Here is a 26,993-nt window from a genome sequence, read left to right on the forward strand (position 1 = left end):
ATGTTGATTGCCCATATTTCCGATTTCCACATTTTCGCTGAAGCGCCGGAAACAAGCTTAGTCCGCCCAGATGCAGCCGATGCGGCGCGTAAAGTGGTCGCGGATATTGCCGCTTTCACGCCCCAAATCGGAGCGGTGATGTTTACGGGTGACCTGACTGATGGCGGCTCGGCAGAAGATTATGCGCTGCTGACAGATATTCTATCACCGCTCGACGTGCCGGTTTTCGTCGTGCCTGGCAACCACGACGCTCGTCCAGGAATGCGTGCGTCGTTTGCTGGAAAGTTGCCATTTGAGGCGGATCCGTTTCTGAATTACGAGGCCTGGTTCAACGATATCCGCATCCTTGCGCTTGATACCCTGTGGGACGGGCAGATTGCTGGGCGGCTTGACCAGACTCAACTGGTCTGGTTGGCTGAGCGTCTAGCAGTGCCCCATCATGGGTTGACCCTAATCTTGATGCACCATCCAGCATTTCCATCGCAAATGGCACCGCTCGATGCGATGACGCTGCAAGACGGGCGGGCCGATTTTGAGCGTCTGATCGCCAATTATAACGAGCCGCTGCGCATTTTGTCGGGCCATATCCACCGCCCGTTTCAAACGCTGTGGCACGGCGTGTTTTGCGCGGTCAGCGGCGGCCCGGCGTTTCAGCATGCGCTAACTCTTGACCCAGACGCTGACGAACCAGGGATTGTGGCCGAACCCTATGCTTATTTCATCCATCGGATCACCGACGCCACGTCGGTTTCCATCCACACAAGGTATGTTGCACTGTGACCCTAAAAGCCATCCAAGACCAAGCCGTCATCATCGAAACTCTGGCCCGTGAGGCTGGTGCGCTGGCATTGTCCCATTTTGAAACGCTGGCCACGGTATCCGTCGAATCCAAGGGGCATCTCGATTTGGTGACGGCCGCTGATCAAGAGGTAGAACGATTTGTAACCAAACGTTTGGCGCGCGATTTTCCCGACGATGGGATATTTGGCGAAGAGGGTGCCGCGCATCAGGGAAACAGCGGGCGGACTTGGGTGATTGACCCCATTGACGGAACGTTTAATTTCGTGCGTGGGGGTGACCAATGGGCCGTTTCCATTGGTCTTTATGAGGGCGAGCGACCCACCTTTGGTGTCATTCATGCGCCTGTACGCGCCCAAACCTTGGTGGGGGGGCGCGGGTTGCCCAGCACGCTGAATGGAAAGCCTATGGCACCGCGCGCTGGGCTGGATGTCAATCGCGCGGCTTGTGGCGTGGGTTTTCATCCCGACATTCCAGTTGAACGGCGTTTGCAAACCCTCCGCTTTGTGTTGGAGGATGCGCGCATGTCGTTCCGATGCTGTGGATCTGCAACCATTTCATTGATCGAAGTGGCGTTAGGGCAGGTCGATGGATACCTTGGCATGGGTGAATCCACATGGGATCTAATGGCTGCGTTGCCGATTTTGGAACAGATCGGAATCGTTAGCACCGTAAATTGGGACACCATAGATCTGACTGCTAAATTGCGGTTCGCTTGCGGCACACCTGAGTTTCTTACTGCTGTTGAACCCATCGTGCCGTTTGGTGCGACGCTTGACGATGTCTTATGATGACTTCGCATCTAGAAAGCTGCGTTACCCTAAATCTCTCAGGCATAGTTGACGACGTTCTCAAAAAGTGGCGTTCCCAAAATACATTAACATCGCGGGAGAAGTAATCAGAGAAACCCGCGATAACTTCTCCGTCGCCGGGGGATACTTAGATTCCATAGTCTGTGTTTTGAAAACACAAAGGTTGTGACAATGGAAAAACTAACAATTTCTTATCGCCCTATATCTGAGGTCGCGGTCAATCCGCGCAACGCTCGGACCCATGACAAGCGCCAGCTCAAGCAGATCAAAGATAGCATTGAGGCTTTCGGATTTACAAATCCGTTGCTGGTCGACGAGGCTGGTGTCCTGATCGCGGGCCATGGGCGGTTGTCGGCTGCCAAAGCTCTGGGGTTTGAAACGGTTCCAATCATTGTGTTAGAGCATCTAACGGAAACCCAGAAACGCGCACTCATGTTGGCCGACAATAAGATCGCACTTAATGCCAGCTGGGACATGGACCTGCTTGCAAATGAATTGGCGGATTTGTCGTCGATGGATCTAGAATTTGACATGGAGCTGACCGGGTTTGAGGTCGCCGATGTCGACATCATTATCGGGGATGCACAGGTTCGCGGGGCAGAAGAAATTGAGACTGCGCCTGTTCCTAACGAAGGCATGCCGGTTGTGACTCGAAGCGGCGACCTGTGGCTCCTTGGAAAGCACCGGATCTTCTGCGGTGATGCGCGCATTGCGGACGACTTCGCGGCGCTCGTCGCTGATAGCAAGGCGGCCATGGTTTTTACAGATCCACCCTACAATGTCCCGATTGCTGGGCATGTGTCTGGAAAGGGTAAGGCCTGCCATCGTGAATTCCATGAGGCAAGTGGAGAAATGACTCGGTCTGATTTTACCACCTTTTTAGATGAGGTTCTTACCAACACATCGCAGCGCTGCCGCGATGGTGCCATCTCGTTTATCTGTATGGACTGGCGCCACATGGGCGAGTTGCTCGAGGCGGGGCAGCGGGCATTCGATGCATATCTCAACTTATGCGTTTGGGCGAAAACCAATGGCGGGATGGGATCGCTCTACCGGTCGCAGCATGAGCTTGTTTTTGTCTTCCGCAAGGGCAAAGCACAGCACCGTAACAATGTGCAGCTCGGCCGCTTTGGACGCAACCGCACGAATGTCTGGACTTACGCGGGTGTTAACACCTTTCGAGAAGGTCGGATGGAAGAACTTTCAGCCCACCCAACGGCAAAGCCAGTCGCAATGGTCAAAGACGCTATCCTTGATGTGACCAAACGCGGCGAGGTCGTGCTTGACCCTTTCTTGGGCGGTGGGGCCACACTGATGGCGGCTGAACAGTCCGGGCGTGTAGCCTACGGCATGGATATTGATGCGGCCTACATCGATGTCGCGCTGCGGCGTTGGAGAAAAGAGACCGGACAAGAACCACTCCGGGCATCGGATGATCGCACGTTTGTCTCGATAGAAGCGGAACAAGATCTGGAGGCGGGAGCATGAGTGAAGATCAAGATGACGACTATGAAGTCGGCTACGGCAAGCCGCCAAAGAACGGTATGTTTAAAAAGGGCCAGTCCGGTAATCCGAAAGGTCGCCAAAAGCGGGTCAAAAACTTCAAGACAGAATTGAAAGATGTATTGGGCTCGAAGGTCACAGTCACAGTTAATGGAAAACCGAAATTAGTTAGCACCGTCGAGGCGGCATTGATGCGGCTGAAAGACAAAGCTCTGAAGGGAGACGCGCGCGCGCTGAGTATCTTACTTTCATATGCGGAGCAGAACTCCAATTCGTCTGAGAACAGTTCTCGTGAACGGGGCTTGAGCAAACTTGAGCAAGAGCTTTTTGACCGGTCCGGACTGTTTGACCAGACAGGTGATACGGACGGTGCCGGAAATGATTAATATTGATCAGGCAGATATGTTGGCGGTGTTGCTGCGCCGCGATCTCTCCAGCTTCATCCAACGCAGCTTTGCAACCGTCGACCCCGGGGGCACGTATCTGCACAACTGGCACATTGATGCGATTGCCCACCAGCTAGAACGTGTCGCATGTGGAGAGACCAAGCGTCTGATCATCACGATGCCGCCCCGGTCCCTGAAATCGATCTCTGCGTCGATTGCCTTCGTCGCCTGGATGCTTGGGCGCTACCCCATGACGCGCATCTTGGCGGTGTCGTATTCCGAGAGCCTAGCTGAGAAGTTGGCGTTTGATTGTAGAAAAGTGCTGGCGTCCAACTGGTATCAAGACACGTTCCCGCTTACCCGGATCGCCAGTAACCGCTCAAGGAAGTGCGATTTTGAGACGACCCGTGGTGGTGGCAGGTATTCTACGTCCGTGGGAGGCGCACTGACCGGCCGTGGCGGCGATCTCATCATCATCGATGATCCACACAAGCCCGACGAAGCGCAGTCAGATGTCAGGCGCAATAGTGTTCTGGAGTGGTATGGCTCAACTCTGTTAAGCCGCTGCAATGATCCCGTGAATACACCCATCATCCTCATCCAACAACGCATCCATGAGAATGATCTGGCGGGCAAGCTTCTTGATCAGGGCGGCTGGGAACATCTCAACTTGCAAGCGGTCGCTGAAGTGGCACGATCTTTTGATCTTGGGCGACACGGTATGATCCACCGCATGGAAGGAGATTTACTGCACGCGGAAAGGCTCCCCCGCACATTGCTCGACAGCTATAAAACGGAGCTTGGTTCCTATGTGTACGCGGCGCAATATCAACAGCGTCCTGCACCACTTGAGGGTGGAATTGTAAAGTGGGGTTGGTTCCAATCTTATGACATTGCCCCGAAACCTGAAGGACGAGATGAGATTGTTCAAAGCTGGGACACGGCCTCCAGCGCAGGTGAATTGAACGACTATTCTGTCTGCACAACTTGGCTTGTGCGGCGGCCTCAGGCATGGCTGCTCGATCTTTGGCGAGGCCGGCTGGAATATCCAGACCTGCAACGAAAAATTCATTCCATGTCGGTGCAAATGAACGCCAAATGTGTCCTTATCGAACAAGCGGGGTCTGGGCTGAGCCTGATCCAAGACCTAAAAAGAAACAGTGAACTCAACGTCATCGGAATCGTTCCGAAACAGGACAAGGCGACAAGATTAATGAGTGTCTCTGCCATGATTGAGGCTGGTCGCGTACTGGTTCCAAAAGAAGCGGCTTGGCTCGCTGATTTCCGTCGAGAGTTGACGCTGTTTCCCAATGCGCGCCACGATGATCAGGTCGACAGCCTGTCTCAGTTCCTCAAGTGGATGGAGCAGCCTCAGTTCCAGTGGTATGTGAGTGGCCCAGACTTATGAGGAAACTGGCCAAAATAAACAAATGTCTTGAGAGGGTTCTGTCGTAGGAAATCACATTGAGACGGGCAGGGTGGTCTTGTGGCTTGAAACTACGCCAGATTAACGTGCCACAGCATGTGCTGTTGTTTTCTGCAGCTGATGTTCACGCCAGACGGTGTAAAGCCCCGATGACAGGATCAGCCCAATCCCACACCATGCCACTGCGTCTGGCCATGTGCCAAACACCAATACGCCCCAACCGGGGGTGGATGACATTTGCAGATGTTGAAACTCAGCTTGCAGAGATCAGTGAGCGAGGTGCCCTCAAGCATGCTGAACGGCTTTGTTGCACAAATAGTCTCGTATCAGGGATTCATGTTGTAAATCCAGCATGGTAGCTGGCGTCATGAGTAAACCTATCGCCCCGATTTACCGCACGAGGAACTGGCCTGAGTATAACAAGGCCCTGAAGCGACGCGGGTCACTGACCATTTGGTTTAACCCAGAGGTCACTTGGAAAGCTGCGCCTACCGTTGCCCGGCAGTGGTTTGTTTGCAAACCATGAGAGGGGGGCAAACGGGGCCGCCAGCCACGCTATAGCGATGCGGCGATCCAAGCCTGTCTCACGTTGAAAGTGCTGTTCGGAATGCCTTTGAGGCAGGCGACGGGCTTTGTGGAAAGCCTGTTGAAATTGATCGACCTTGACTGGGAGGTCCCAGACTTCAGCACGTTATGTCGGCGTCAGAAAAGGCTATCGGTTACCATCCCGTATCAGGGCTCAAAGGGCCCGCTAAACCTCCTTATCGACAGTACCGGCATCAAAGTTGAGGGCGAAGGTGAGTGGAACGCTCGCAAGCATGGCGGGCCGAAACGTCGGGTGTGGCGCAAGATACATATAGGGATTGATGAAGAAACGTTGGAGATACGCGCGGTCGAAGTGACGAGTAGCAGCATTGGAGACCCACCCATGTTGCCCAACCTTCTCGGTCAGATCACACCAGATCAGAAGATTGGCAGTGTCACAGCAGATGGGGCATATGACACCCGCAAATGCCATGATGCGATTGCGGCCCGCAATGCCCGTGCTGTCATCCCGCCACGCAAGAATGCCAAGCTATGGAAGCCGGATACGCTGGGGGCCAGAGCCCGAAACGAAGCGGTACAGTCCTCAAAGGATCTCGGCCGCGCTCAATGGCGTCGCTTGAGCGGATACCACCGCAGGAGTCGTGTTGAGACAAAGATGCATTGTTTGAAACTACTCGGGCAGCGCCTGGCCGCACGAGACTTTGACCGGCAAGTTGCGGAAGTCCAAATCCGTGCCGCGATACTCAACGGCTTCACCGCCCTTGGCATCCCAAACACCGTTACTGTAGGCTGAATCCGTCAGGGGTCAGGGGAAGCACGCCATAAGGGCGATTTGTGCAACAAAGCCGTGGCAGTAGGCAGATGGCCGAGGCGGCTTATTCAACGGCATGTGAAGAAGTAACAACTATTTTAAAAACTGCGGAAGAGGCCGGTCCTGAGGATCTCCTGCGTGCAGACGGTTACATCTTTTGCGCCCCGGAGAACCTTGCAGCGATTGCAGGCATGATGAAGGATTTCTATGATCGGAGCTATTATCCGGTCCTCGGGCATATTGAGGGGCACCCGTACGCGCAAATGGTGTGTGCAGGTTCGGATGGGGAAAATGCAGCGCGCCAAACCGCTCGCATTGCCCAAGGTTGGCGGCTCAAGGAAGTGCAGCCACCATTGATTATATGCACCTATGCCCAAAAATCTGAGGAAATTTTGGCCGAGAAGTCGATCCCCGAAGAACAGCTAGCCCTATGTCGAGACCTTGGCGCGGCGATAGGGGCGGCGCTGAGTATGGGCGTGTTTTGACTAAGGGGCACCTCTATTTTTGACAGTTTTTGCGACGACAAAGCGTTTGGACCATCATGACACGCGTCTTAAGAGGCTTTGTTGCACAAATCGGTTTAAGGTCGTGCTCCCCCTTAAGCTATATATCCAACTGCCGGCTTTTGCGCTGATGCCAACCTTAAAGCAGGGGACTAGTGCCCATGCTTGACACGTATAGCGCACCGAATGATGGCGTATAAGCGTGCTATCCACGGAACCAACATTTGTCGCTCAAAAGTGTAGCTTCTCTTGGATCATCTGAACGAGGGATTAAGTTGAACCTGCGTAATCTCTCAATGGCACTGTCAGAGCAAAATCGGTTAAGGCGGGCAGGGTGAGCAATTAGCGTTACGGGATGACAAAACGCAGCCCTTTTCGCTACTTCAAGACGAGCCCCGAGATCATCCGTTTTGCTGTGATGATGTAAGTTCGTTTCCCGCTTTCGCTACGCAACGTGGAGGATCTGCTGCACGAACGCGGCATCGGCATTAGCTATGAGACGGATCAATTTTGGTGGAACAGATTTGGCCCGCTGTTTGCCGCTGCAATCTTTTGAAACGCAGCATCCTTGATCTTGTTGTGCTGTCCGCGGCTCTTCACGCTTGTGGATGATTTGACCTCATAAAGGTTGATCGTGCCATCAGCCATTATCACGTATCACGTCTGCTTTGGCATAGAGACCGCGTTGGGTTTGGAAGATTGACTGGAATGATTGGGAGTCTGCGTTTAGTTGATTTTTTATAGTTTTTGGACGTAAGCCTCGACTTAATACTCTTTAAATGTCAGTTTTTTCATATAATTGGAAAACTTGCCGTGTGGGTAATAGTCGGGTTTGTGCTTCAAAAGCCAAAGTGACTTTGGGCAGTTCAGGTGGTGTATGAAGTCAGTCTTAGAAATCTGCATATTTGCCCAATCACACCGTTGAGATGACCTTCAATTCACCAACTATGGGCATAATTAAAGCGTCATCGATTGCAGACTATATGACGTTTTTGGCTGTGTCTCACTGGCCATATCCAAACACACAATGAGAGGCTGAGGTCAGTGCCGCTGCGTGTGCTCAAGCATTTCGTTGGTGTCCAGTTTCAAAGCTGAGTTCCAAAGCGGTGTCTTGAAGTATTGGCTCTCACCTATTCGTTGCTGCTCTGCTTCTACTTCGACAAGTAGCCCAGCACAAAGGCTCTAACACGCAGCTTTGAAATGCGTTGATTTCCCGCCAGCCAGATAGATCGTCAGGGGCCACACCGTATAACACCTCGTATAGTTGCTTGATGCTGGCTCCGTCTTCGACTTCGATGTTGAGCACGTTCAGCCAAACATCCCAGTTGCCCACTGGACCATCCTTGAAGCGGGAGTATGTGGCGTGGTCGATCTCAAACAGAAAGAACGGGATAACTGCTGTAAACAGTGCAGCAGGTGACTTGAGTAGTGCAGTACCACGCTTTGTTATGCGGAACTCGCCTTTGTAGTGCCGCGCCAGTTTCATCTGCAGCAAGATAAAATGCAGCAGTTCAAGTGGAGGGAAATCATACTCGTTCAAGACCTTGTTCATTATGAACAGTTCGTCATGGCTCATACCGGGCCAATCGAAGTGTTCAGCTGGCACTGTCAGAGCAAAATTGGTTGAGGCGGGCAGGGCGAGCAATTAGCGTTGCGGGATGACAAAACACAGCCCCTTCCGCTATTTGAAGACGAGCCCCGAGATCATCCGCTTAGCCGTGATGATGTATGTTCGGTTTCCGCTCTCGCTGCGGAATGTTGAGGATCTGTTGTACGAACGCGGCATCGACATCAGTCACGAAACTGTTCGATTTTGGCGGAACAGATTTGGCCCAATATTTGCCGCTGAAATTCGCAGGAAAAGGGTTAGCCAGATGCGCGCATATTCAAATTGGCAGTGGCACTTGGACGAGGTGTTCGTGAAGGTTAATGGCGAGACGCACTATCTTTGGCGGGCTGTGGATCACGAAGGGGAAGTCCTAGAAAGCCTCGTTACGAAGCGCCGTGATCGCAAGGCAGCATTAAAATTTCTCAGGAAAACAATGAAGCGCTTTGGTCGAACACATGTCATCGTGACCGACAAGTTACGTTCCTTCGGCGCGGCGATGAAGGTCATTGGCAACGCAGACAAACAGGAAACTGGGCGCTGGCTGAATAACTGAGCTGAGAATTCCCACCAGCCTTTTCGACGAAGAGAGCGAGCCATGCGGCGCTTCCGCCGAACGCGAAGTTTGCAAAACTTCGTCTCCGTCCACGCCTCAGTTCACTACCATTTCAACCAGGAACGTCACCTTTATCCACGCGCCAATTTCAAGCTAAACCGCACCGCCGCTCTCCCTGAGTGGCGCCAATTTGGCTCGGCATAAGGGCAGCGCTGCTGTCATTGCAGAGGCTGGTTCGCATTCCTCTGGCAGCACCGGGTGCAGCAATGTTGCTGCACGTGAAGTCAAATTGGAGCAAGGAACGTCTGGTTAAAATACTCAATAACAGACGCTGCTGCTTTAGAATGCTCCACACCTTTTCGCCAAGCCAGTCCAATGTCCATAGACGGAATCTCAAGGTCGGTAGTTGCTGTGCCGATGCGCTTCCCTTCCAATGACCAAGGACGGTAGACCATGTCGGACAATATTGTGACGCCCTGGCCATTGGCCACCATCGAACGAACGGCCTCAACAGAGGAGGTGCGTAGTGTTACGCGCGGTTGGTACGCACTATTAGACCAGTAGCGCATCGTCGTGTGTGCAGCTTCATCTACGGTGAGCATGATGTAGTCTTGTTTTGCAATTTCTTCAAATGTGGCTTTGCCTTGTCGAAATATCTCATGGCCGTTTGCAGCCCATAATCTTCTCGATGATTTTGCCAAAGTCTGGGTTTCCAACTCGGAGTTGGCAATGTTGGACGTCAGGACAACTGCCATATCGAACCTGTTTGACAGCAAGCCTTCTTCGATACTTTCGCGATTAAGCTCGCTGATCCGGATGTCGAGGTTTGGAAACCTCTGTTTGAGACGGTCCAAATGAGGAGGAAGGAAATAGCCGATAACAGTGTAGGTCGCGGCTATTGAGATTGATCCTTTTACCGGCGACTGTTTGTGAGCCATACGCTTAGCTTGATCTAGTTTCTCCAGAATTTCACGGGAAGAGGCGAGGAAGTCACGGCCAGCTTCGGACATTTCCATACCCGTCGCTGTCCGGAAAAACAGAGACGTGCCTAGTTCTGCTTCGAGCTCCTTGATGGCACTGGTTACTGCTGATTGTGAAATAGACAGTTGTGTTGCGGCTCGGCTGACCTGTCCGGATTCCGCCGTTGCAACAAAAAATTTTAGGTGCCGGAAGTTCATAAAATCACCTGTATCTCTTTCTATTAATAGGCTTATCGAAAAATCAAATGAATACCAAAACTGGCAATACCTCACTTTTTAAGGTAAATATAGAAAAATGTCCCTTTAGCAATCTATCGTTATCAATAATAGTTATATTGCTTTAGTTTAAATAGATATTTTACATATCTCCCAGATCAAGCCACCATTCATTCGAAGCTGTTGCTCAAGGATGTTAATATGATACGGGAACTCGTGGACCTGAACTGCGATATGGGAGAGGGCTTCGGCCAATGGGTGTTGGGCGAAGCACCCGAACAAGAGATCATGTCATTGATTTCCTCGGCAAACATCGCTGCCGGTTTTCACGCGGGAGATCCGAACTCGATGGATCGCGTCATTAAGCTGGCAAAAGAATATGGTGTTGGGCTAGGCGCACATCCCGGGTATCGCGACCTACAAGGGTTCGGCAGGCGCTATATCAAAATGGGCTCTGATGAGCTGGTCAACGACATCGTGTACCAAATCGGTGCAATCCGAGAGTTTGGCCGACGCCACGGAATTTCACTTCAACATGTGAAGCCACATGGCGCCCTATACATGGAGGCGGCCGTTAACGAAGAGCTGTCACAAATGATTATTGACATGCTCGCCAAAACCAGTGGCGAAACGATCCTTTTCTGTATGGAAACATCGAAGACTTACGAGCTTGCCAAGCAACATGGACTTCCTGTCGTCCGCGAATTTTTTGCAGACCGTGACTACGACAATAGCGGTGCCATTGTCTTCAAGCGGCAGGTCGGACGACCTGATCCAGAAGCGATTGCGGCAAAATGCTTAAAGGCTTGCAAAACTGGCAAAGTGACAACCGTCGAAGGTGCTGAAATGGAGATTGGTTTTGAATCAATCTGTTTTCATTCCGACACTCCGGGCGCACTCGAAATAGGAAAAGCTATCCGCTCGGCACTCTTGAATGCAGGCATCAGCATCGCATCAGCATCCACCGTATTGGCACAATCTAAATAAGAGACAAGGACCTCAATCATGGCCGAAATTCAATCACCACTTCCAGGTTCATTTTATCAAAAACCATCGCCGAATGAAGCAACTTATAAGTCCGCTGGCGATGCTGTTGCTGTCGGCGATACTGTTGGACTGATTGAAGTGATGAAGACATTCATCGAGATCAAATCTGAAGTCGAGGGTACTTTTGAGAACTATGTAGCCGAAGACGGGTCACCCGTTTCTGCTGGCGATACTCTTGCAAGATTGAGTAACTGAGTATGACGATTTCGCGCCTCTTTATCGCCAACCGTGGTGAGATTTCCGTACGTATTATTCGTGCTGCCAAGGAGCTTGGGATCACAACGATACAAGCCTATTCCGAAGGCGATGCCGAGATGTTGAGCGTCAAACTCGCAGATGAGGCCATCTGTGTTGGTCCAGCAAAATCCAAAGACAGCTATTTGAATGTTGTACGTTTGATGCAAGCGATCAAGGATTCCGGCGCAGATGCCGTTCATCCTGGATATGGTTTTTTGTCTGAAAGTCCAGAATTTGCACATGCTATTGAATCAGCTGGAATTACGTTTGTGGGTCCGACGGCTGCGACCATTGAGCGGATGGGTGATAAAGTTGAAGCGCGAAAGGCTGCAGAAGCGGCGGGCGTTCCTGTTGTGCCCGGATCCAAAGGTCGCATAGAAACTGTAGACGACGCAGCGCAAATCGCGAGCGATATCGGATATCCGGTCATGATCAAGGCTGCTGCAGGTGGCGGTGGCAGAGGCATTCGCGTTGCTGACAATGAGGGGGAATTGCGGTCCCTCGCGCCGCAAGCGCAAGCTGAAGCAGAAGCCGCGTTCGGCGATGGTGGGCTATATCTTGAACGCGCTGTTAGATCACCGCGTCATATCGAGGTTCAAATTCTGGGCGATGGCACAAACGCAGTTCACTGTTTCGAACGTGAGTGCTCGATTCAACGCCGCCGACAGAAGGTCTGGGAAGAGGCTGGGGCTGTATGTCTTGATGAGGAAACGCGTCAAACGCTATGTAAGTCAGCCGTCGCTCTAGCAAAGGCGGTAAACTATCGCGGCGCCGGAACACTGGAATACCTCTACGATGAGGCCACCAATGAGTTTTTCTTTATAGAAATGAACACACGCATCCAAGTTGAACACCCAATTAGTGAAATGATCACTGGTGTTGATCTTGTCCAAGAGATGATCCGAGTTTGTGGTGGTGAAAAACTCAGCATGACTCAAGATGAGATTGTGCGAAACGGTCATGCGATCGAAGTCCGCATCAATGCTGAAGATCCATTCATGCAATTTATGCCATGGCCGGGCAAAGTAGGGGCAATGCGCATTCCTGAAGGGGAGGGGATCAGATTCGATCATTTCCTTTACGAAGGATATCAGATCCCACCCTTCTACGATTCACTTCTAGGCAAAGTTATTGTTCATGCCCCAACGCGGCCTGAGGCCATTTCAAAGCTTAGAGCCGCGTTGCAAGAAATTGAACTGGCCGGTCTCAAAACAACCATCCCGCTTCATCTTGCTCTCGCAGATGATCCTTCGGTTCAAGAAGGCGCATTCCACACTCAATGGTTGGAGCCATGGTTGGAGGCGGGCAACCTAACGAAAACGCAGCAAACAGGAGGTGCATCGTGAAGACACGTTACACATTTGGGGGTGACGAGCACATCTACGTGGAGATCGACGAGGAGATGTCACTAGACGCATTCTTCAAGTCACTTTCCATGAGCACTGCCGTCCGAGACGCCAATATCCCAGGCGTGACAGAGATTTGTCCGGCGAACGCATCCTTCCAAGTCAAGTTCGATCCGGATGTGACGCATCCTGAAGACATGCTTAAGCGTGTCAAAGAACTTGAGCACATGGCCGACAGTGCGGAGAAGCGTCTTTCAACTCGGATTGTTGAAATTCCTGTCTACTATCAAGATCCGTGGACCCAAGAATGTGTCATGCGTTTTCGCGAACGCCATCAGGACCCTTCTGGGACCGACCTTGATTATGCCGCGCGAATAAACGGATATGACAGCGTAGAAGCGTTTATTGAAGCGCACCATTCGCAGCCTTGGTTTGTGTCAATGGTCGGCTTTGTGGCTGGTCTGCCATTTCTCTATCAGTTGGTTGAGCGAGAAAAGCAGATTCAAGTCCCAAAATATCTCCGCCCAAGGACGGATACACCCAAACTAACCGTTGGGTACGGTGGTTGTTTCTCTTGTTTGTACTCTGTGCGCGGCGCTGGGGGTTATCAGATGTTCGGAATCTCACCCATGCCCATCTATGATCCCGAACAACAAGTGAGCTACCTCAAGGACTTCTTGGTCTTCTTCAAGCCGGGTGACATCGTGAAATGGAAACCCATTGATCGTGCTGAATACGACCGTGTTACAGCGGCAGTAGAGGCGGGTACCTATACCCCCCGTATCGCGGAGGTCGATTTCGACCTTGAGGAGTTCAACGCCGATATGGCGGGTACCAATGAGAAATTGATGGAGGCTCTCAATGGCGCTTAAAATTAACAAACCCGGCCTTTCGACATCCGTTCAAGACCTTGGTCGTCCCGGATATTTTCATCTGGGCATTCCAATCAGTGGTGCTATGGATCGCTTCGCTCTCAGGGCCGCAAACTTGTTGGTCGGCAACCCAGAGGGTGCAGCTGGATTGGAAGCCGTCTTTATGGGCCCGGAGATCGAGTTCACGGAAGATGCGATTGTCGCTGTTACCGGGGCTGAAATGCCAATCACGATTGATGGCGAAGCAGTCGAGGGATGGACGTCCTTTACAGTGAAGTCAGGCCAAACTCTTGCATTTGGATTTCTGAAAACTGGAGCACGGATTTACATTGCTGTTTCTGGTGGTATTGCGACCGACCCAGACCTAGGTAGCCGTTCTACCTATCCAATCGGTGCCTTGGGTGGCGTTGACGGACGTCCAATTGCTCAGGGAGATGTCATTCCTTCCGGACAAGGTATCGTTGGCAAAGCTGGTTTATCAGTTCCAACTGACTTGCGTCGTGGCCCGACAAATCCAGCCGAGCTTCGTGTTTTGCCGGGACTATACTGGAACCGCTTGACCGAGGCTGCTGGGAACGGGTTTTTCGAGGATACTTGGATAGTTGCACCAGAAGCCGACCGTATGGGCTACCGATTCAAGGGTGGACGTCCGTTGGAATTCGTCGATCGCGAACAGCCCTTTGGTGCTGGCGCTGATCCCTCAAATATCGTGGATGGCTGCTATTCTTATGGCTCCATTCAGGTGCCAGGTGGAACAGAGCCTATCGTTCTACATCGCGATGCGGTGTCGGGGGGGGGCTATTTCACACTTGGAGCGATTATATCAGCAGACATGGATTTCATTGGGCAACTTCAACCGAACACGCCGGTGAGGTTTGTGAAGGTTGACATGGATGAGGCTCTCGCTGCGAGGACGAGTCGTCGCGAAGCCTTACAAAAAATTAGAAAAGATCTCACCTAAGGGACAAACAGAACGCGGAAATCCGCACAAAAAAATAAACAACAAGGAGATGACACTAATGAAACAATTCTTAAAAACAACGGTGGCCCTAGCGATGGCGACGGCGATCCCCGCTGCAGCGTTTGCAGAAGAAAATTGGTATCCCTATGAAGCGCAAGAGGTTACACCTGCATTTTCCGCTGATGGTGAAGTAAGCGCTGTAACTTACACACCGCTTGAGAGAGCTGAAAAAGCATGGAACATCTGCGTTTCATTTCCGCACATGAAAGACGCTTATTGGCTCGGCGTGAACTACGGTGTTGCTGATGAAGCAGCCCGTCTCGGCGTCAACATGAATAACGTTGATGCTGGCGGTTATACCGAATTGGCCAATCAGATCAGTCAGATCGAGAACTGTGTAGCAGGTGGTGCCGACGCGGTTGTTATCGGAGCGATCTCGTTTGATGGCCTTAACAATGTTATCGGCGAAGTTGCTGGAGCCGGTATTCCAGTGATTGATGTGATCAACGGTGTGTCTTCCCCAGATATTTCTGCGAAGTCATTGGTTTCTTTCAGAACAATGGGCGCGGAAACTGGACGATATCTGGCTGAGCGGCACCCTGCAGGCAGCGATCCAGTAAAAGTTGGTTGGTTTCCTGGTCCGGCTGGTGCTGGTTGGGTTGAAGCAGCTCACGCTGGGTTCATGGAAGCCGTCGAAGGTTCCGCTGTAGAAGTTCTCGAGCCACGCTTTGGTGACACTGGCAAAGAAGTGCAGTTGGGTCTGGTTGAAGACGTTCTGCAAGCAAACCCGGACGTCCGCTATCTTGCGGGTACTGCGGTAACTGCAGAGGCGGCTCAAGGTTTGATCCGTGAACGTGGATTGCAAGGTGAAGTAGACCTTTTGGCATTCTACATGACGCCGGGCGTCTACACTGGTATCGAACGTGGTTTTATCCTTGCAGCTCCAGCTGACTCAATGGTTATCCAAGGACGGATTGCTATCGACCAAGCGGTCCGCATTCTAGAGGGTGAAGAATACATTAAGCACGTTGGTCCAGAGATCTTCGTTGTTGATTCTTCCAACATTGCCGATGTGCCACGCACAGACATTCTTCCGCCTGACGGGTACAGCCCAGTGTTCTCTGTGAACCAGTAGGCCTCGTCGAGGTAACTCACATGGGCCGGGTGCTTACTGCTCGGCCCATGTTTTTTGGAGCAAATGATGACTACTAATATCCTCTTAAAAACAAGTGGCTTGTCAAAGCAGTACCCCGGTGTTCTAGCTCTAGACGGGGTCTATTTTGACCTTGAAGCTGGCGAAGTCCATGTTTTGTTTGGTGAAAACGGAGCTGGGAAATCTACTTTGATTTCTATGCTTGCGGGGGCTATCAAGCCAAGTTCTGGAAAAATTTACCATAATGGTGGCAACGTCCGCTTTGAGAATGTTGCCGACGCGCAGTCTCTTGGGATTTACACGGTTTTCCAAGAATTTTCTCTCATACCTACTCTCACAGTTGCACAAAATATCTTTCTTGGATGGGAGCCCATGATAGGGCCCTTTATTGATCACAAAGAGATGCGCAAACGTGCGGCGAAGATGTTCAAGGACCTCGGGTTTGACATTGATCCGACCGCCATCACAGCAAGCCTGTCTCGTGCGCAGCAACAGATGGTCGAGATTACCAAGGCTTTCCATGGTGATCTTTCTGTCTTGATCTTAGATGAACCAACGGCTTCCCTTACCGACCGCGAAGTGGATCACTTGTTTGAATTTGTTGAAGGTCTCAAGGCAAGCGGTGTCGGGATTATTTACATCTCTCACCGGATGCAGGAATTCGCTCGGATAGCAGACCGTATCACAGTTCTGCGTGACGGCGCTAAGATCGGGACAGTTAACATGTCCGACATCGACGACGGCGCACTTGTTGAGATGATGACCGGCCGCGCCATCTCTGAAATCTACCCACACATTGAGAAACAAGACGGTGAAACACTCATGCAGGTCCACGAATTGTGTGCACCCGGTGTTCATTCCTCGTCGTTTGATGTGAAGGCAGGAGAGATACTTGGCATTGCTGGGCTGGTAGGCTCTGGCAAATCCCGACTTTTCCGAACGATCATGGATTTATACCCGCGTCAGAGTGGCACGATTACATATCGTGGAGCAGACATTAGTAATGCAAGCACCCGTGCTATTATTCAGGCTGGCGTCTATTATTTGTCTCCTGATCGAAAGCATGAAGGACTCGATCTGGCCAAGTCATCAAATGACAATCTGGGTGTAAACCCAATGATGGCCCGATTGGGCGAGAAGCTGCAAGGCTTTGTCAATTGGAGGTCCATCAAACAAAAGACAGATGCAATTTCCGAAACGGTGAAACTGCAGGAGGACTACCGACCGAAACTAGTTTCTCAGCTATCTGGTGGCAATCAGCAGAAAGTCCTGTTTGGGAAAGCGTTCGGTCAAGACATCGACCTTTTCATTTTTGATGAACCGACCGTTGGTGTGGACATGGGTACACGCGCCGCCCTTTACCTGTTGATCAAAGACTTGGCAGAGGCAGGCAAGGCTGTTGTCATCATTTCTTCAGACCTTCCCGAAGTCTTAAATCTTTCGCACCGTATTCTGGTGCTCGCCCACGGGCAAATCACAGCGGAGCTGTCAGGTGATGACATGTCCGAAGATCAGGTCCTAAAATATTTCTTTGACGAGACTGGAGCAACGGCATGAGTGCTGAAATCAAAAAAAACAATGCAGCTTTCACACTGATCAAATGGATTTTCTTGCGGGTTGGCGTACTGCCATTCTTTCTAGCAATTGCTCTGGTTGTCTTCACAGCGCTTTCATCAAATTTCTTAACAAGTCAAAACCTTATCAACGTCGCAAGGCAGTCGGTGTATTTGGTTCTAGTGTCGATGGGCCAGATGCTTGTTCTGATCTCGGGTGGGTTCGATTTGTCGGTTGGTACTGCGATCGCTCTGACCTCCGTCGTTTCAGCTTCAGGTATGGTGTGGATGGCAACGATTTTTCCAGACGCGATCTGGCTTGCTATCGCTCTAGGAGCATTGATGGGTTTTGGCGCAGCTCTTTTGATTGGTGCCATCAATGGTGTTGGAGTTGCATACTTTGAAGTTTCTCCGTTCATCATGACTTTAGGCGTTTCCTCTGTAGCGGCCGGAATGGCACTCTTTTTGACAGGAGGCGTTCCTGTCAGTGGCATGCCGTATGCTTTCGCTGATACATTTGGGTTTGGTAGGCTATGGGGCATACCGGTCCCAGTGATTGTTGCCCTTATCTGCATCATTTCCATGTGGGTATTCATGTCGCGTACACGACTTGGAACCCAAGTCTACGCGGTTGGTGGCAACATCAAAGCAGCACATCTGTCAGCGATTAATACCAAAAAGACACTGATGCTGGCCTATATAATTTGTGCGCTCCTCGCGTCTTTGACAGGGCTTTTGCTGACGGCACGAGTGGAATCTGGTGAAGCCAATCTGGGCGCATCCATCGCACTGGAATCTATCGCAGCCTGCGTTATCGCCGGTGTATCGCTTCGGGGTGGTATTGGACGTGTCGAGAATGTCGTACTTGGCGCATTTTTCATCATCCTCGTTCAAAACGGCATGAATTTGGCACAGGTCAGTTCCTACATGCAGATGGTCTTGCTGGGGTCGTTGCTGATTCTCGCTGTGATCTTTGATCAGCTGCGCTACCGAATGATCATGAACGGCACCTAGTTCTCGGCCCAGTTAGCAATAAGTGATGGGCTGGGAAATTTCCGGCCCATGTCTCATTAACCTGAGTTCAGGAAGGAAACACGAATGTTGAATTCAGAAATTAACATCCGAAAAGATAAAGCGATCTCACGCGGGGTAGGTATGCAAACCCAGATCTATGCAGATCGCGCAAAAAACTCAGAAATTTGGGATGTAGAAGGAACCCGATACATCGATTTTGCCGCAGGCATTGCGGTTGTGAATACCGGGCATTGTCATCCCAAAGTGATGGCCGCAGTACAGCGTCAAATGGAGCGGTTCACGCACACCTGCCATCAGGTGTTGCCCTATGAAAATTACATCAGTTTGGCCGAACGTCTAAATGCTGCGGTATCAGGTGATTTCGAGAAAAAGACCGTCTTTGTTACCACTGGTGCCGAAGCGGTTGAGAACGCCATCAAAGTTGCTCGCGCGTACACAGGTCGGCCTGCGGTCATCGCTTTTGGTGGTGGTTTTCACGGTCGTACCTTCATGGGTATGAGCCTTACTGGCAAAGTTGCACCGTACAAGCAGGGCTTTGGTGCAATGATGCCTGATGTTTATCACGTGCCGTTTCCAATCGAAATTCATGGGGTCTCAACTCAAGAATCGATGGATGCGTTTAAAAAATTATTCAAGGCCGATCTTGATCCAGAACGTGTTGCGGCAATCATCTTCGAACCCGTGCAAGGAGAGGGTGGTTTCTACCCTGCGCCAGCACAACTCGTGCGAGAATTACGCTCGCTTTGCGACGAACATGGCATTGTGATGGTTGCAGATGAGATTCAGACTGGTTTTGCGCGAACTGGAAATCTGTTTGCGATGGACGGTTACGACGTAGCGCCTGACTTAACAACCATGGCTAAGGGCCTCGCTGGTGGGCTGCCGCTTGCGGCTTTGGTCGGTAAAGCTGAAATCATGGATGCGGCGGGCCCTGGCGGATTGGGTGGAACCTACGGCGGCAATCCACTCGGCATAGCAGCAGCACATGCTGTCCTTGACGTTATTGAGGAAGAAAATCTCTGCGCTCGCGCAAATGAGCTTGGGTCGCGTTTGCGTCAGCGACTGGAATCCATCCGTTCAACGACCCCTGAGATTGTGGATATTCGTGGCCCCGGCTTCATGGTTGCCGTTGAATTCAACACACCAGATGGGTCTGCGCCAAGTCCAGAATTTACGCAAAAAGTTCGCGCTGAGGCTCTCAAACGCAAGCTCATCCTTTTGACATGTGGCATCTACGGCAACGTTGTTCGGTTTTTGGCTCCTATAACAATCCAAGATGAAATCATGGCTGAAGCGCTCGACATTCTTGAGGAATCTATCGTCGCAGCGCGGGAGAAGTGGACATGCTGAAACTTAATGACCCATCTCTCCTTGAGACCCGTGCATTCGTAAATGGTCAATGGATTGAAACCGGAGATACATTTCCAGTCCACAATCCTTCGACTGGCGAAAAGATTGCTGATGTAACTGATTTAGCCATCAGCGATGTCAGCCATGCTATTGACGGCGCATACGATGCCAAAATCGCGTGGGGAATGAAGACCGGTAAAGAGCGAGGTGCCATTTTACGAAAATGGTACGATCTGATAGTTGAGAACGTTGACGATCTGGCATCAATCTTAACCGCTGAAATGGGCAAGCCTTTAGCAGAAGCTAAGGGTGAGATCATGTACGGTGCGTCGTACATTGAGTGGTTTGCCGAGGAAGCCAAACGTATTTACGGAGACGTAATTCCAGGCCATCAACCAGACAAACGCATTGTTGTTCTCAAACAGCCAGTAGGTGTCGTGGGTTCAATTACTCCTTGGAATTTTCCGAACGCAATGATCGCGCGGAAAGTAGCGCCGGCGCTCGCAGTTGGCTGTACCTTTGTTGCTCGCCCTGCAGAGCTGACACCATTGTCAGCCCTTGCAATGGCAGTCTTGGGTGAGCGTGCTGGGATACCGAGCGGTGTTTTCAGTGTTATTACGAGCAGTGACTCTTCCGCTGTTGGTAAAGAACTCTGCGCAAACACGAAAGTTGCCAAAATCACTTTCACCGGCTCAACCCGAGTTGGCAAAATTTTGATGGAACAAGGGGCAGCAACCGTTAAAAAAGTCTCGATGGAGTTGGGGGGAAACGCACCTTTCATTGTGTTCGATGATGCCGATATCGATGCAGCAGTTGAAGGTGCATTGATTGCAAAGTTCAGAAACGCTGGTCAAACCTGCGTTTGTGCTAACCGGATATATGTACAATCAGGTGTCTATAAAGAGTTTTCCGAGAAGCTGGCCCAACGAGTGGCCGCGTTCATTATTGGCGATGGTTTTGGGGAAGGGGTCACTGTTGGTCCTCTGATCAATGCAGCTGCTTTGGCAAAAGTTGAATCTCATCTCTCTGATGCCATTGCAAAGGGTGCTACTCTGGCGACAGGAGGTCAGCGTCATAGTTTGGGCGGGACATTTTTTGAGCCGACCGTAGTCACAGGCATGAAAAAAAATATGCTCGTTTCTCACGAAGAAACTTTTGGCCCGATAGCACCCTTGTTCGAGTTTGAAACTGAGGATGAAGCAGTCGAACTCGCAAACGACACAGAATTTGGCTTGGCTGGTTACTTCTATTCCAATGACATCAGACGAGTCTGGCGTGTTGCAGAACTGTTAGAGACAGGAATGGTTGGTATCAACACAGGGCTAATATCTACCGAGGTCGCGCCATTTGGCGGTATCAAACAGTCCGGGCAGGGACGTGAAGGCTCCAAGTACGGTGCCGACGACTATCTTGAGCTAAAATACATGTGCTTTGGCGAGATCAGCTAGCGATCTTGCGCAAAGATAAATGGCACCGAAAATCTAGTGTGATCTTTTGTCGAGATAGGGCACAGACCTCCAAGGAATTATCAACCAATGAAAATGGAGAGGATTGAAGTGCGAAATGCAAAAACAGACCTCTCTGGACTGTCGTTGGAGGGCGTTTGCTTTGAGATCGCCGGAAGGCAGATACTTGAGGACCTTTCTCTTAGAACGGAATCAGCGCGAATAGGTATTGTTGGCCGCAATGGCTCTGGAAAATCGACGTTATCTCGTCTTATTGCGGGTCTTATCAAACCGTCATCAGGCTCTATTTTGGTGAACGGAATCTCGCCTGCAAAGGACCGAAAAGCAGCACTTACAGAAGTCGGTATTCTGTTCCAAAACCCTGACCACCAGATTATCTTTCCAACTGTGCAGGAAGAGATTGCCTTCGGTCTACGACAGCTCGGTCAAACTAGAGACGAAGCAGCGCAGGGAACTGAGCGGACGCTGGCTCGCTTCGGTAAGTCCCATTGGATCGATGCTAACGTCAGCACATTGTCACAAGGTCAAAAGCAACTGCTTTGCTTGATGGCAATTTCAGCGATGCAACCGAAGACAGTTATTCTGGATGAACCTCTATCAGGCCTCGACATACCTACGGGCATCCAGCTTCAGAAGTATTTCTCGGGCTACCCTGGGAACCTGATTCACATTACTCACAATCCCGAAGACCTCAGAGAGTTCGACTTTGCGCTTTGGCTAGAGGGCGGACGTCTGGTTGATTTTGGAAGCTGCGATGACGTATTGGTGCAGTACAAGGCGCAGATGAAAAAATGGGGAGCAACAGATGATATCTCTGACCTCTCCGATTAGAACTAAGGCACATGACTGGCCAGCCTCATTCAAGCTCGGTTCATTGTGTATAACGACAGCTCTTCTTTTCCTTATCGAAGACATTTGGGTCCTCATATCCGTGTTCACACTTGTGATGCTTACTTATGCATTGCCTGGGAAGGTTTTCTTCCTAAACGGCTTGCGCCAACTTAGGATGCTGTGGCCGTTCATCCTGATCGTCGGCATATGGCATGTTTGGATCGGAAGCTTCGTAGACGGTGGTGTCATTGTCGTTCGCCTCGTCAGCGCTGTTGCGCTTGCTAACCTTGTAACCATGACGACAAAGCTCTCGGACATGATTGATGTGATCAGTGTCATTTTACGGCCCCTTCATGCCTTAGGCTTGAAACCAAAAGTTGTCGAAATTGCCATCGCACTGGTGATAAGATTAACACCCGTTCTCGTAAACAAAGGCAGTCAATTGTCCGATGCTTGGCGCGCACGATCTGAACGCGCGCCGAGCTGGCGCATCATCTTACCGTTCACCATCCTTGCTCTCGATGACACCGATCACGTTGCGGATGCATTGAAGGCACGTGGTGGGCTCGAAAGCTAATAGGAAACCCAATGGAAAAAAATGTTGCTCTAATCGCCTTGTTCGCAGCCTTAATCGCTGCACTTGGCCTCATTCCGAAACTAACGCTTGGTTTCGGCGTACCTATCACTGCGCAAAGCCTCGGTGTTATGCTGTGTGGAACAATATTGGGATCAAAGCGCGGAGCAATGTCCGTCTTGTTGTTGCTCTTGCTCGTGGCAGTAGGGCTGCCGCTTCTTTCTGGAGGACGAGGGGGGCTTGGCTTGTTCGTTTCACCTTCAGCTGGCTTCCTGATTGGCTGGCCCGTGGCGGCCTTTGTAACTGGCATGATTGTTGAAAAATGGCGCGGCTACTCACTAGCTGTCGTGGCGGGTGTTGCTTCAGTGATCGGAGGCATTCTTGTGATGTACGTGTTTGGCATCGCGGGGCTTTCTATTGCCTTAGACAAATCGCTATTGGAAGCGACAGGGTTGGTAGCTGCGTTCGTACCTGGTGATGTTATTAAAGCTGTGATTGCAGGGATGCTGACGGCCGCATTAGCGAAAGCGCGGCCAGCCAGTGTTTTGTCGGTTACATAGAAATCTGATGACCTCTGGCTTCGAAAAACTCATGTTGCAAAGGCCGGCAATCAGCGCGTTTCTGGACGATTTGTTTGATCGTCGAGCGCTCGCGAAAACAAGTATCGTACGAAAGGTTTAGAGGACATGCGCGAAGAAGAAACCGGCGAAGTTTATTTTGCGAACAGTTTGGACGAAGCAATTTCAATCCTATCGGATAGAGAACGAAGTCTCGTGCCTATTGCAGGTGGGACCTGGCTGATGAGGTCTGAAAAGAGGAAAGAAGCCTTGGCGCCGGGTTTCCTTGCCTTATCCAATGTTTCTGAGCTTCGCGGTTTTCATATGGAGTCGAACCAAATCTCCATCGGCGCTCTAACAACACATCATGATCTTGGCGTCGCACTTGAAGGATCGCCAGAATTGTTTGGTCTTGCTGATGCCGCACGAATTTCAGCAACGCCCGGTGTTCGTCGCCTCGCAACCGTTGGCGGAAATATCTGTACTGATGGCTTTCATTCGCCAGATATTGCGACTGCATTGCTGGCCCTTGATGCTCAAGTTGAGGTTGCTGGTGCCTCTGGCACGAGCAGCTTGCCCCTTTCGGAATATCTAAACAGTAGAAAAGAGAGACCGCTGGATGAAATTCTCGTCAGGGTGATGCTTCCTCGGATGGCTGGCGCAACCTCTCATGTACGACTGACGATGAAGTCGTCGGGAGACTATCCTGTTGCGATCGTAAGTGTTGGTGCTGTGATCAGTTCAACATCGGTTCTGACTGACCTAAGAGTCGCCATCGGATCGGTAGAAGAAACACCGCGCCGATGGACTGCTTTAGAGGATGCTCTCGAAGGGCAAGTTTTTCGACCGGAAGAATGCAAATCTCAAGCCAGAGACTTGTCTGTAGACTTTAACGGCCGTGATGCTGTCGATGCTCCAGGTTCATATAGGGTGAGTGTACTCCCCCACCTCGTTCAATCGGCCCTAGCTTCTATATTCAATCAAAAAAGGGGGGGGTAGTGATGGCGATACGTTTAACTATAAACGGGGAAAAGCAGGTCTTTCACGGCGACCCACGCACTAGCCTATTGGAGGTCCTGCGAGACACATTCCGCCTGACTGGAGCTAAGGACGTCTGCGGTGAAGGGTTTTGCGGAACGTGCAACGTGCATATCAATGGTGAAGCACTGCCTGCATGTCTTCGTCCAATCGGTATGCTCGAGGGAGCCGAAGTTACCACAATTGAGGGCCTGTCCCCGATGGGCACGTTCAATGCGGTCCAAGCCGCGCTCGAGAAACATGACGTCGTACAGTGCGGCATGTGTTTTCCGGGGTTGGTGATGACCATGAGCAAGTTTTTTGAGACCAACAGCAATCCCTCACGCGCTGAAATCAAGTCAGCAATGACAGGGAACTTATGTCGATGCACTGGTTACGAGTTAATTGTGGATGCGTTGGCTTCGATTGCTCATGAGCGAGGGCTGGTTCAATGACATATCTACAAGCACAAAATAACGCCGTCATGGATTATCCCCGAAGAGACGCCTCGGATAAGTTGCGGGGCCGAACCAAATACACGGTGGACCAAGGTGGTCTTGAAACACTCCATGCTGTCCTAGTACGTTCTGAGGTAGCGTCAGGCAAAATCATTCAACTAGACGCAAAAGCTGCGCTAGAGATGCCAGGCGTGCGGGGAATAGCGACTTCGGTGGACGCTCCCGGTTCCCACGGACTTGGCATAGCCGATCATCCAATTTTTGCGGATGGTCATGTACGTTATCACGGAGAACCGATAGCTGCGATTGCAGCAAAGACACGACGCCAAGCATTGGAAGCTGCGAAGAAAGTCGTCGTCAAGATTGAAGCGTCTAAACCCAACTTAACAATGGCTCAGTCGCTTGCAAAAGATGCCCGTCTTATTCATCCAGACTGGGAAGACTACGAAATTCTCTACGACGGCGCGGCTCGCGGAGGCAATATCGCTTGGGAAGCCACGGTGCGGCGTGGGGATACGCAAGCAGAATTCGACAGAGATGACATCACTGTTGTTGAAGGATGCTACCGCGTTGGTCGACAAAATCATGTTTCCTTTGAACCCCGGGCTGTCATTGCCTCATTTGAAGATGGACGGTTCCACGTCATAACCTCGACGCAAGTGCCTTGGACCGTGCGACATGTAACTGCAAAAGTGCTTGAAATTCCTGAATCGCATGTTCGCGTGACCGTGCCGCCAGTTGGCGGTGGGTTTGGGCTAAAATTCGACTGTTCTCTGGAACCATACGCGGCCATCCTCGCGAAAAAAACGGGTCAACCGGTCTCGCTTATCAATTCGCGAGAAGAAGAGATGTTAACGTGTTTATGTCGAGAAAACGCAGAAATTCGCCTTAAGTCCGCTGTTACAAAGGACGGTGAAATCGTCGCGCGCGAAGGGACTGTCCTAATGGACGCTGGCGCGTACGGCGGTGAGCAAGTATTCCTGACAACTATGACTGCTCACACCTTAGGTGGAAACTACCGGTTAGGTGCAGCCAAGATTGCTAGTCAGGCTGTTTATACAAACACACCTCCGAATGGCGCTTTCAGGGCATGCAACGGTGTCTACAACACCTTCGCTCTAGAACGGCATACTGATGAGATCTGCAAAGCAATCGGCATGGACCCTGTTGCGTTCCGAAAATTGAATGTCGTGGGCGACGGATCACTTGGGGCGACAGGGCAGGTCTTTGAGGGTGATGTGCTAGGACCGATGCTAGACCGCATGGATGTACTCATTTCGAAGGATAGCCCTGCTGAGGTTGACACGTCCGAATATCTGTATGGACGGGCGACTACGGTCGGCACTTGGTTCATATTTGTTGGCCCGTCCGCCGCCACTGTAAACTTAAATGCAGACGGTAGCGCAACGCTGGTAACCTCTGGAGTTGAAATTGGCTCCGGTACGATGATGCAGTCATTGCCTCAAATGGTGGGGGCCGATCTGGGCATACATCCTGACAATGTCATCGTGAAGACAGCAGACACAGATGCGTCAGGACGAGATCTTGGAGTTGGGGGCGGACGTACAACTGTGTCCATTGGGGCAGCCAGTACGGCTGCATGCGCTGAGGTGCGTGACAAGCTATTCGAGATTGCTAGTGAATTGCTCCAAACAGCAACCAATAAACTTGTTCTTGTGAATGGGCGCGTCGAGATTGCAGGCATGGCAGGATCGGGAATGCCCATTCAAACGGTAATTGCAGAAGCCGAAGCTCGTAATGGTCCCATTGCGGGCAGTGGAGCGTTCACGGCACCCGGAACACCGGCAATGCCAGGATGTGCTGCGGGTCATTTCATTGACGCGATCGATATTCCTGTTTTTGCAGTCCACGATTGCGAAGTAGCAGTCCACAAAGAAACCGGAAAGGTTTCTGTTCTCAGCTATCGTGTGGTGCAAGACGTGGGCCGGGCCATAAACCCGCGGGCCATTCGAAGTCAAGTTCAAGGTGGTGTGGTCCAAGGTATGGGCTATGCTTTAAGTGAAGAGATAACGATCAATGATAAAGGGTGCATCGATCAGGACGGCTTTGAAACCTACAAAATACCCAGTGTTGGAGACGTCCTCCCGATCGATCTAGATCTATTTGAAGGTGCGCCTTCAGCGGGCCCTTTAGGCACGAAGGGAGCAGGCGAAGTTCCAATTCTTAACGTAGGAGCTTCGATAGCATGTGCCGTTGCCAACGCGACGGGTAAGAAGGTCAATGAGTTGCCACTAACGCCTCCACGCGTTTTGGAACTGATGTCAGAAGACAGCCGATCGCTTGATCTAGAGCATATCCAATCAGACTGGGAAAAAAATGTACTGGGTTAACGATGCTTGGTATGCTCGACCTAAGCCTACGCCCAGTTGGCG

The 26,993-nt window shown here is 51.2% G+C and carries 26 protein-coding genes and 3 pseudogenes; 25 read left to right on the plus strand and 4 right to left on the minus strand.

Annotated elements, in window-relative coordinates; genetic code table 11:
- The 5 genes from OAN307_RS03865 to terL all read left to right on the plus strand — a co-directional run bounded on the left by OAN307_RS03865 (position 1) and on the right by terL (position 4,907).
- Positions 1-780: a metallophosphoesterase gene (locus OAN307_RS03865; RefSeq protein WP_015498538.1), complete on the plus strand. Its 780-nt coding sequence runs from the start codon at positions 1-3 to the stop codon at positions 778-780.
- Positions 777-1,589, plus strand: coding sequence for an inositol monophosphatase family protein (locus OAN307_RS03870; protein WP_015498539.1), 813 nt, complete (start codon positions 777-779; stop codon positions 1,587-1,589). The genes OAN307_RS03865 and OAN307_RS03870 overlap by 4 nt, the downstream gene beginning before the upstream one ends.
- Before the next feature lie 192 nt (positions 1,590-1,781).
- Complete coding sequence (locus OAN307_RS03875; protein ID WP_015498540.1) at positions 1,782-3,098, plus strand: site-specific DNA-methyltransferase; 1,317 nt, start codon at positions 1,782-1,784, stop codon at positions 3,096-3,098.
- On the plus strand, positions 3,095-3,499 hold the full coding sequence (locus OAN307_RS03880; protein ID WP_015498541.1) for a DUF5681 domain-containing protein: 405 nt from the start codon (positions 3,095-3,097) through the stop codon (positions 3,497-3,499). Before OAN307_RS03875 ends, OAN307_RS03880 begins: the two co-directional genes overlap by 4 nt.
- Positions 3,492-4,907: a phage terminase large subunit gene (terL, locus tag OAN307_RS03885; RefSeq protein ID WP_015498542.1), complete on the plus strand. Its 1,416-nt coding sequence runs from the start codon at positions 3,492-3,494 to the stop codon at positions 4,905-4,907. Before OAN307_RS03880 ends, terL begins: the two co-directional genes overlap by 8 nt.
- A 99-nt stretch (positions 4,908-5,006) precedes the next feature.
- Here terL and OAN307_RS27690 read toward each other — a convergent pair whose 3' ends face one another.
- On the minus strand, positions 5,007-5,162 hold the full coding sequence (locus OAN307_RS27690) for a hypothetical protein (RefSeq protein WP_245540962.1): 156 nt from the start codon (positions 5,160-5,162) through the stop codon (positions 5,007-5,009).
- A gap of 130 nt (positions 5,163-5,292) precedes the next feature.
- On the opposite strand from OAN307_RS27690, the pseudogene OAN307_RS03890 reads away from it, so the two are divergent.
- The 3 genes and pseudogenes from OAN307_RS03890 to OAN307_RS31120 form a co-directional block, all read left to right on the plus strand.
- Positions 5,293-6,264 (plus strand): annotated as a pseudogene (locus tag OAN307_RS03890) (IS5 family transposase).
- 68 nt (positions 6,265-6,332) lie between these two features.
- Entirely contained in the window at positions 6,333-6,767 is a 435-nt protein-coding gene (locus OAN307_RS03895; protein ID WP_015498543.1) for a flavodoxin family protein, read from the plus strand.
- Positions 6,768-7,140: 373 nt separating this feature from the next.
- Positions 7,141-7,326: pseudogene (locus OAN307_RS31120) on the plus strand (IS6 family transposase); the annotation flags it as partial.
- Here the strand turns inward: OAN307_RS31120 and OAN307_RS28770 are convergent.
- Both OAN307_RS28770 and OAN307_RS03900 read right to left on the minus strand, forming a co-directional pair.
- A complete protein-coding gene (locus tag OAN307_RS28770) occupies positions 7,290-7,433 on the minus strand; it encodes a hypothetical protein (RefSeq protein WP_187292538.1) in 144 nt (47 codons plus the stop codon). The pseudogene OAN307_RS31120 and the gene OAN307_RS28770 sit on opposite strands and share 37 nt — an antisense overlap.
- A 478-nt stretch (positions 7,434-7,911) precedes the next feature.
- Positions 7,912-8,361 (minus strand): hypothetical protein, encoded by a 450-nt coding sequence (locus OAN307_RS03900; RefSeq protein WP_015498544.1) that lies wholly within the window; start codon positions 8,359-8,361, stop codon positions 7,912-7,914.
- 82 nt (positions 8,362-8,443) lie between these two features.
- On the opposite strand from OAN307_RS03900, the pseudogene OAN307_RS03905 reads away from it, so the two are divergent.
- Positions 8,444-9,151 (plus strand): annotated as a pseudogene (locus OAN307_RS03905) (IS6 family transposase).
- Positions 9,152-9,231: 80 nt separating this feature from the next.
- On the opposite strand, the gene OAN307_RS03910 reads toward OAN307_RS03905, so the two are convergent.
- Entirely contained in the window at positions 9,232-10,125 is an 894-nt protein-coding gene (locus tag OAN307_RS03910) for a LysR family transcriptional regulator (protein WP_015498546.1), read from the minus strand.
- Between the two features lie 219 nt (positions 10,126-10,344).
- Between OAN307_RS03910 and OAN307_RS03915 the strand changes: the two genes are divergently transcribed.
- The 16 genes from OAN307_RS03915 to OAN307_RS03990 all read left to right on the plus strand — a co-directional run bounded on the left by OAN307_RS03915 (position 10,345) and on the right by OAN307_RS03990 (position 26,951).
- Positions 10,345-11,130, plus strand: a complete 786-nt coding sequence (locus tag OAN307_RS03915) for a 5-oxoprolinase subunit PxpA (RefSeq protein ID WP_015498547.1) — start codon at positions 10,345-10,347, stop codon at positions 11,128-11,130.
- Between the two features lie 18 nt (positions 11,131-11,148).
- The gene (locus OAN307_RS03920; protein WP_015497157.1) at positions 11,149-11,385 is read left to right on the plus strand and encodes an acetyl-CoA carboxylase; all 237 of its coding nucleotides are present in this window, start codon (positions 11,149-11,151) and stop codon (positions 11,383-11,385) included.
- Positions 11,386-11,387: 2 nt separating this feature from the next.
- Positions 11,388-12,773 carry an acetyl-CoA carboxylase biotin carboxylase subunit gene (locus tag OAN307_RS03925; protein ID WP_015498548.1) on the plus strand — a complete coding sequence of 462 codons (1,386 nt, stop codon included), beginning with the start codon at positions 11,388-11,390 and terminating at the stop codon, positions 12,771-12,773.
- Positions 12,770-13,645 (plus strand): 5-oxoprolinase subunit B family protein, encoded by an 876-nt coding sequence (locus OAN307_RS03930; protein ID WP_015498549.1) that lies wholly within the window; start codon positions 12,770-12,772, stop codon positions 13,643-13,645. Before OAN307_RS03925 ends, OAN307_RS03930 begins: the two co-directional genes overlap by 4 nt.
- Entirely contained in the window at positions 13,635-14,606 is a 972-nt protein-coding gene (locus OAN307_RS03935) for a 5-oxoprolinase subunit C family protein (protein ID WP_015498550.1), read from the plus strand. The genes OAN307_RS03930 and OAN307_RS03935 overlap by 11 nt, the downstream gene beginning before the upstream one ends.
- Positions 14,539-15,741, plus strand: coding sequence for a TMAO reductase system periplasmic protein TorT (gene torT / locus OAN307_RS03940; protein ID WP_245540963.1), 1,203 nt, complete (start codon positions 14,539-14,541; stop codon positions 15,739-15,741). Before OAN307_RS03935 ends, torT begins: the two co-directional genes overlap by 68 nt.
- Positions 15,742-15,807: 66 nt before the next feature.
- Complete coding sequence (locus OAN307_RS03945) at positions 15,808-17,316, plus strand: sugar ABC transporter ATP-binding protein (RefSeq protein WP_015498552.1); 1,509 nt, start codon at positions 15,808-15,810, stop codon at positions 17,314-17,316.
- Complete coding sequence (locus OAN307_RS03950) at positions 17,313-18,326, plus strand: ABC transporter permease (RefSeq protein WP_015498553.1); 1,014 nt, start codon at positions 17,313-17,315, stop codon at positions 18,324-18,326. Before OAN307_RS03945 ends, OAN307_RS03950 begins: the two co-directional genes overlap by 4 nt.
- Positions 18,327-18,410: 84 nt before the next feature.
- Positions 18,411-19,697: a 4-aminobutyrate--2-oxoglutarate transaminase gene (locus OAN307_RS03955; protein WP_015498554.1), complete on the plus strand. Its 1,287-nt coding sequence runs from the start codon at positions 18,411-18,413 to the stop codon at positions 19,695-19,697.
- Positions 19,691-21,145: an NAD-dependent succinate-semialdehyde dehydrogenase gene (locus tag OAN307_RS03960; RefSeq protein WP_015498555.1), complete on the plus strand. Its 1,455-nt coding sequence runs from the start codon at positions 19,691-19,693 to the stop codon at positions 21,143-21,145. The genes OAN307_RS03955 and OAN307_RS03960 overlap by 7 nt, the downstream gene beginning before the upstream one ends.
- 87 nt (positions 21,146-21,232) lie before the next feature.
- A complete protein-coding gene (locus OAN307_RS03965) occupies positions 21,233-21,994 on the plus strand; it encodes an energy-coupling factor ABC transporter ATP-binding protein (protein ID WP_051067946.1) in 762 nt (253 codons plus the stop codon).
- A complete protein-coding gene (locus OAN307_RS03970; RefSeq protein WP_015498557.1) occupies positions 21,969-22,571 on the plus strand; it encodes an energy-coupling factor transporter transmembrane component T family protein in 603 nt (200 codons plus the stop codon). Before OAN307_RS03965 ends, OAN307_RS03970 begins: the two co-directional genes overlap by 26 nt.
- Before the next feature lie 11 nt (positions 22,572-22,582).
- Positions 22,583-23,128 carry a biotin transporter BioY gene (locus OAN307_RS03975; RefSeq protein WP_015498558.1) on the plus strand — a complete coding sequence of 182 codons (546 nt, stop codon included), beginning with the start codon at positions 22,583-22,585 and terminating at the stop codon, positions 23,126-23,128.
- Positions 23,129-23,254: 126 nt separating this feature from the next.
- Positions 23,255-24,124 (plus strand): FAD binding domain-containing protein, encoded by an 870-nt coding sequence (locus OAN307_RS03980; RefSeq protein ID WP_015498559.1) that lies wholly within the window; start codon positions 23,255-23,257, stop codon positions 24,122-24,124.
- A 2-nt stretch (positions 24,125-24,126) separates the two neighbouring features.
- Complete coding sequence (locus OAN307_RS03985) at positions 24,127-24,597, plus strand: (2Fe-2S)-binding protein (protein WP_015498560.1); 471 nt, start codon at positions 24,127-24,129, stop codon at positions 24,595-24,597.
- Positions 24,594-26,951 carry a xanthine dehydrogenase family protein molybdopterin-binding subunit gene (locus OAN307_RS03990; RefSeq protein ID WP_015498561.1) on the plus strand — a complete coding sequence of 786 codons (2,358 nt, stop codon included), beginning with the start codon at positions 24,594-24,596 and terminating at the stop codon, positions 26,949-26,951. Before OAN307_RS03985 ends, OAN307_RS03990 begins: the two co-directional genes overlap by 4 nt.
- Positions 26,952-26,993 lie beyond the last annotated feature (42 nt).

The organism is Octadecabacter antarcticus 307, from assembly GCF_000155675.2.
In the GTDB taxonomy this organism is placed as follows: domain Bacteria; phylum Pseudomonadota; class Alphaproteobacteria; order Rhodobacterales; family Rhodobacteraceae; genus Octadecabacter; species Octadecabacter antarcticus.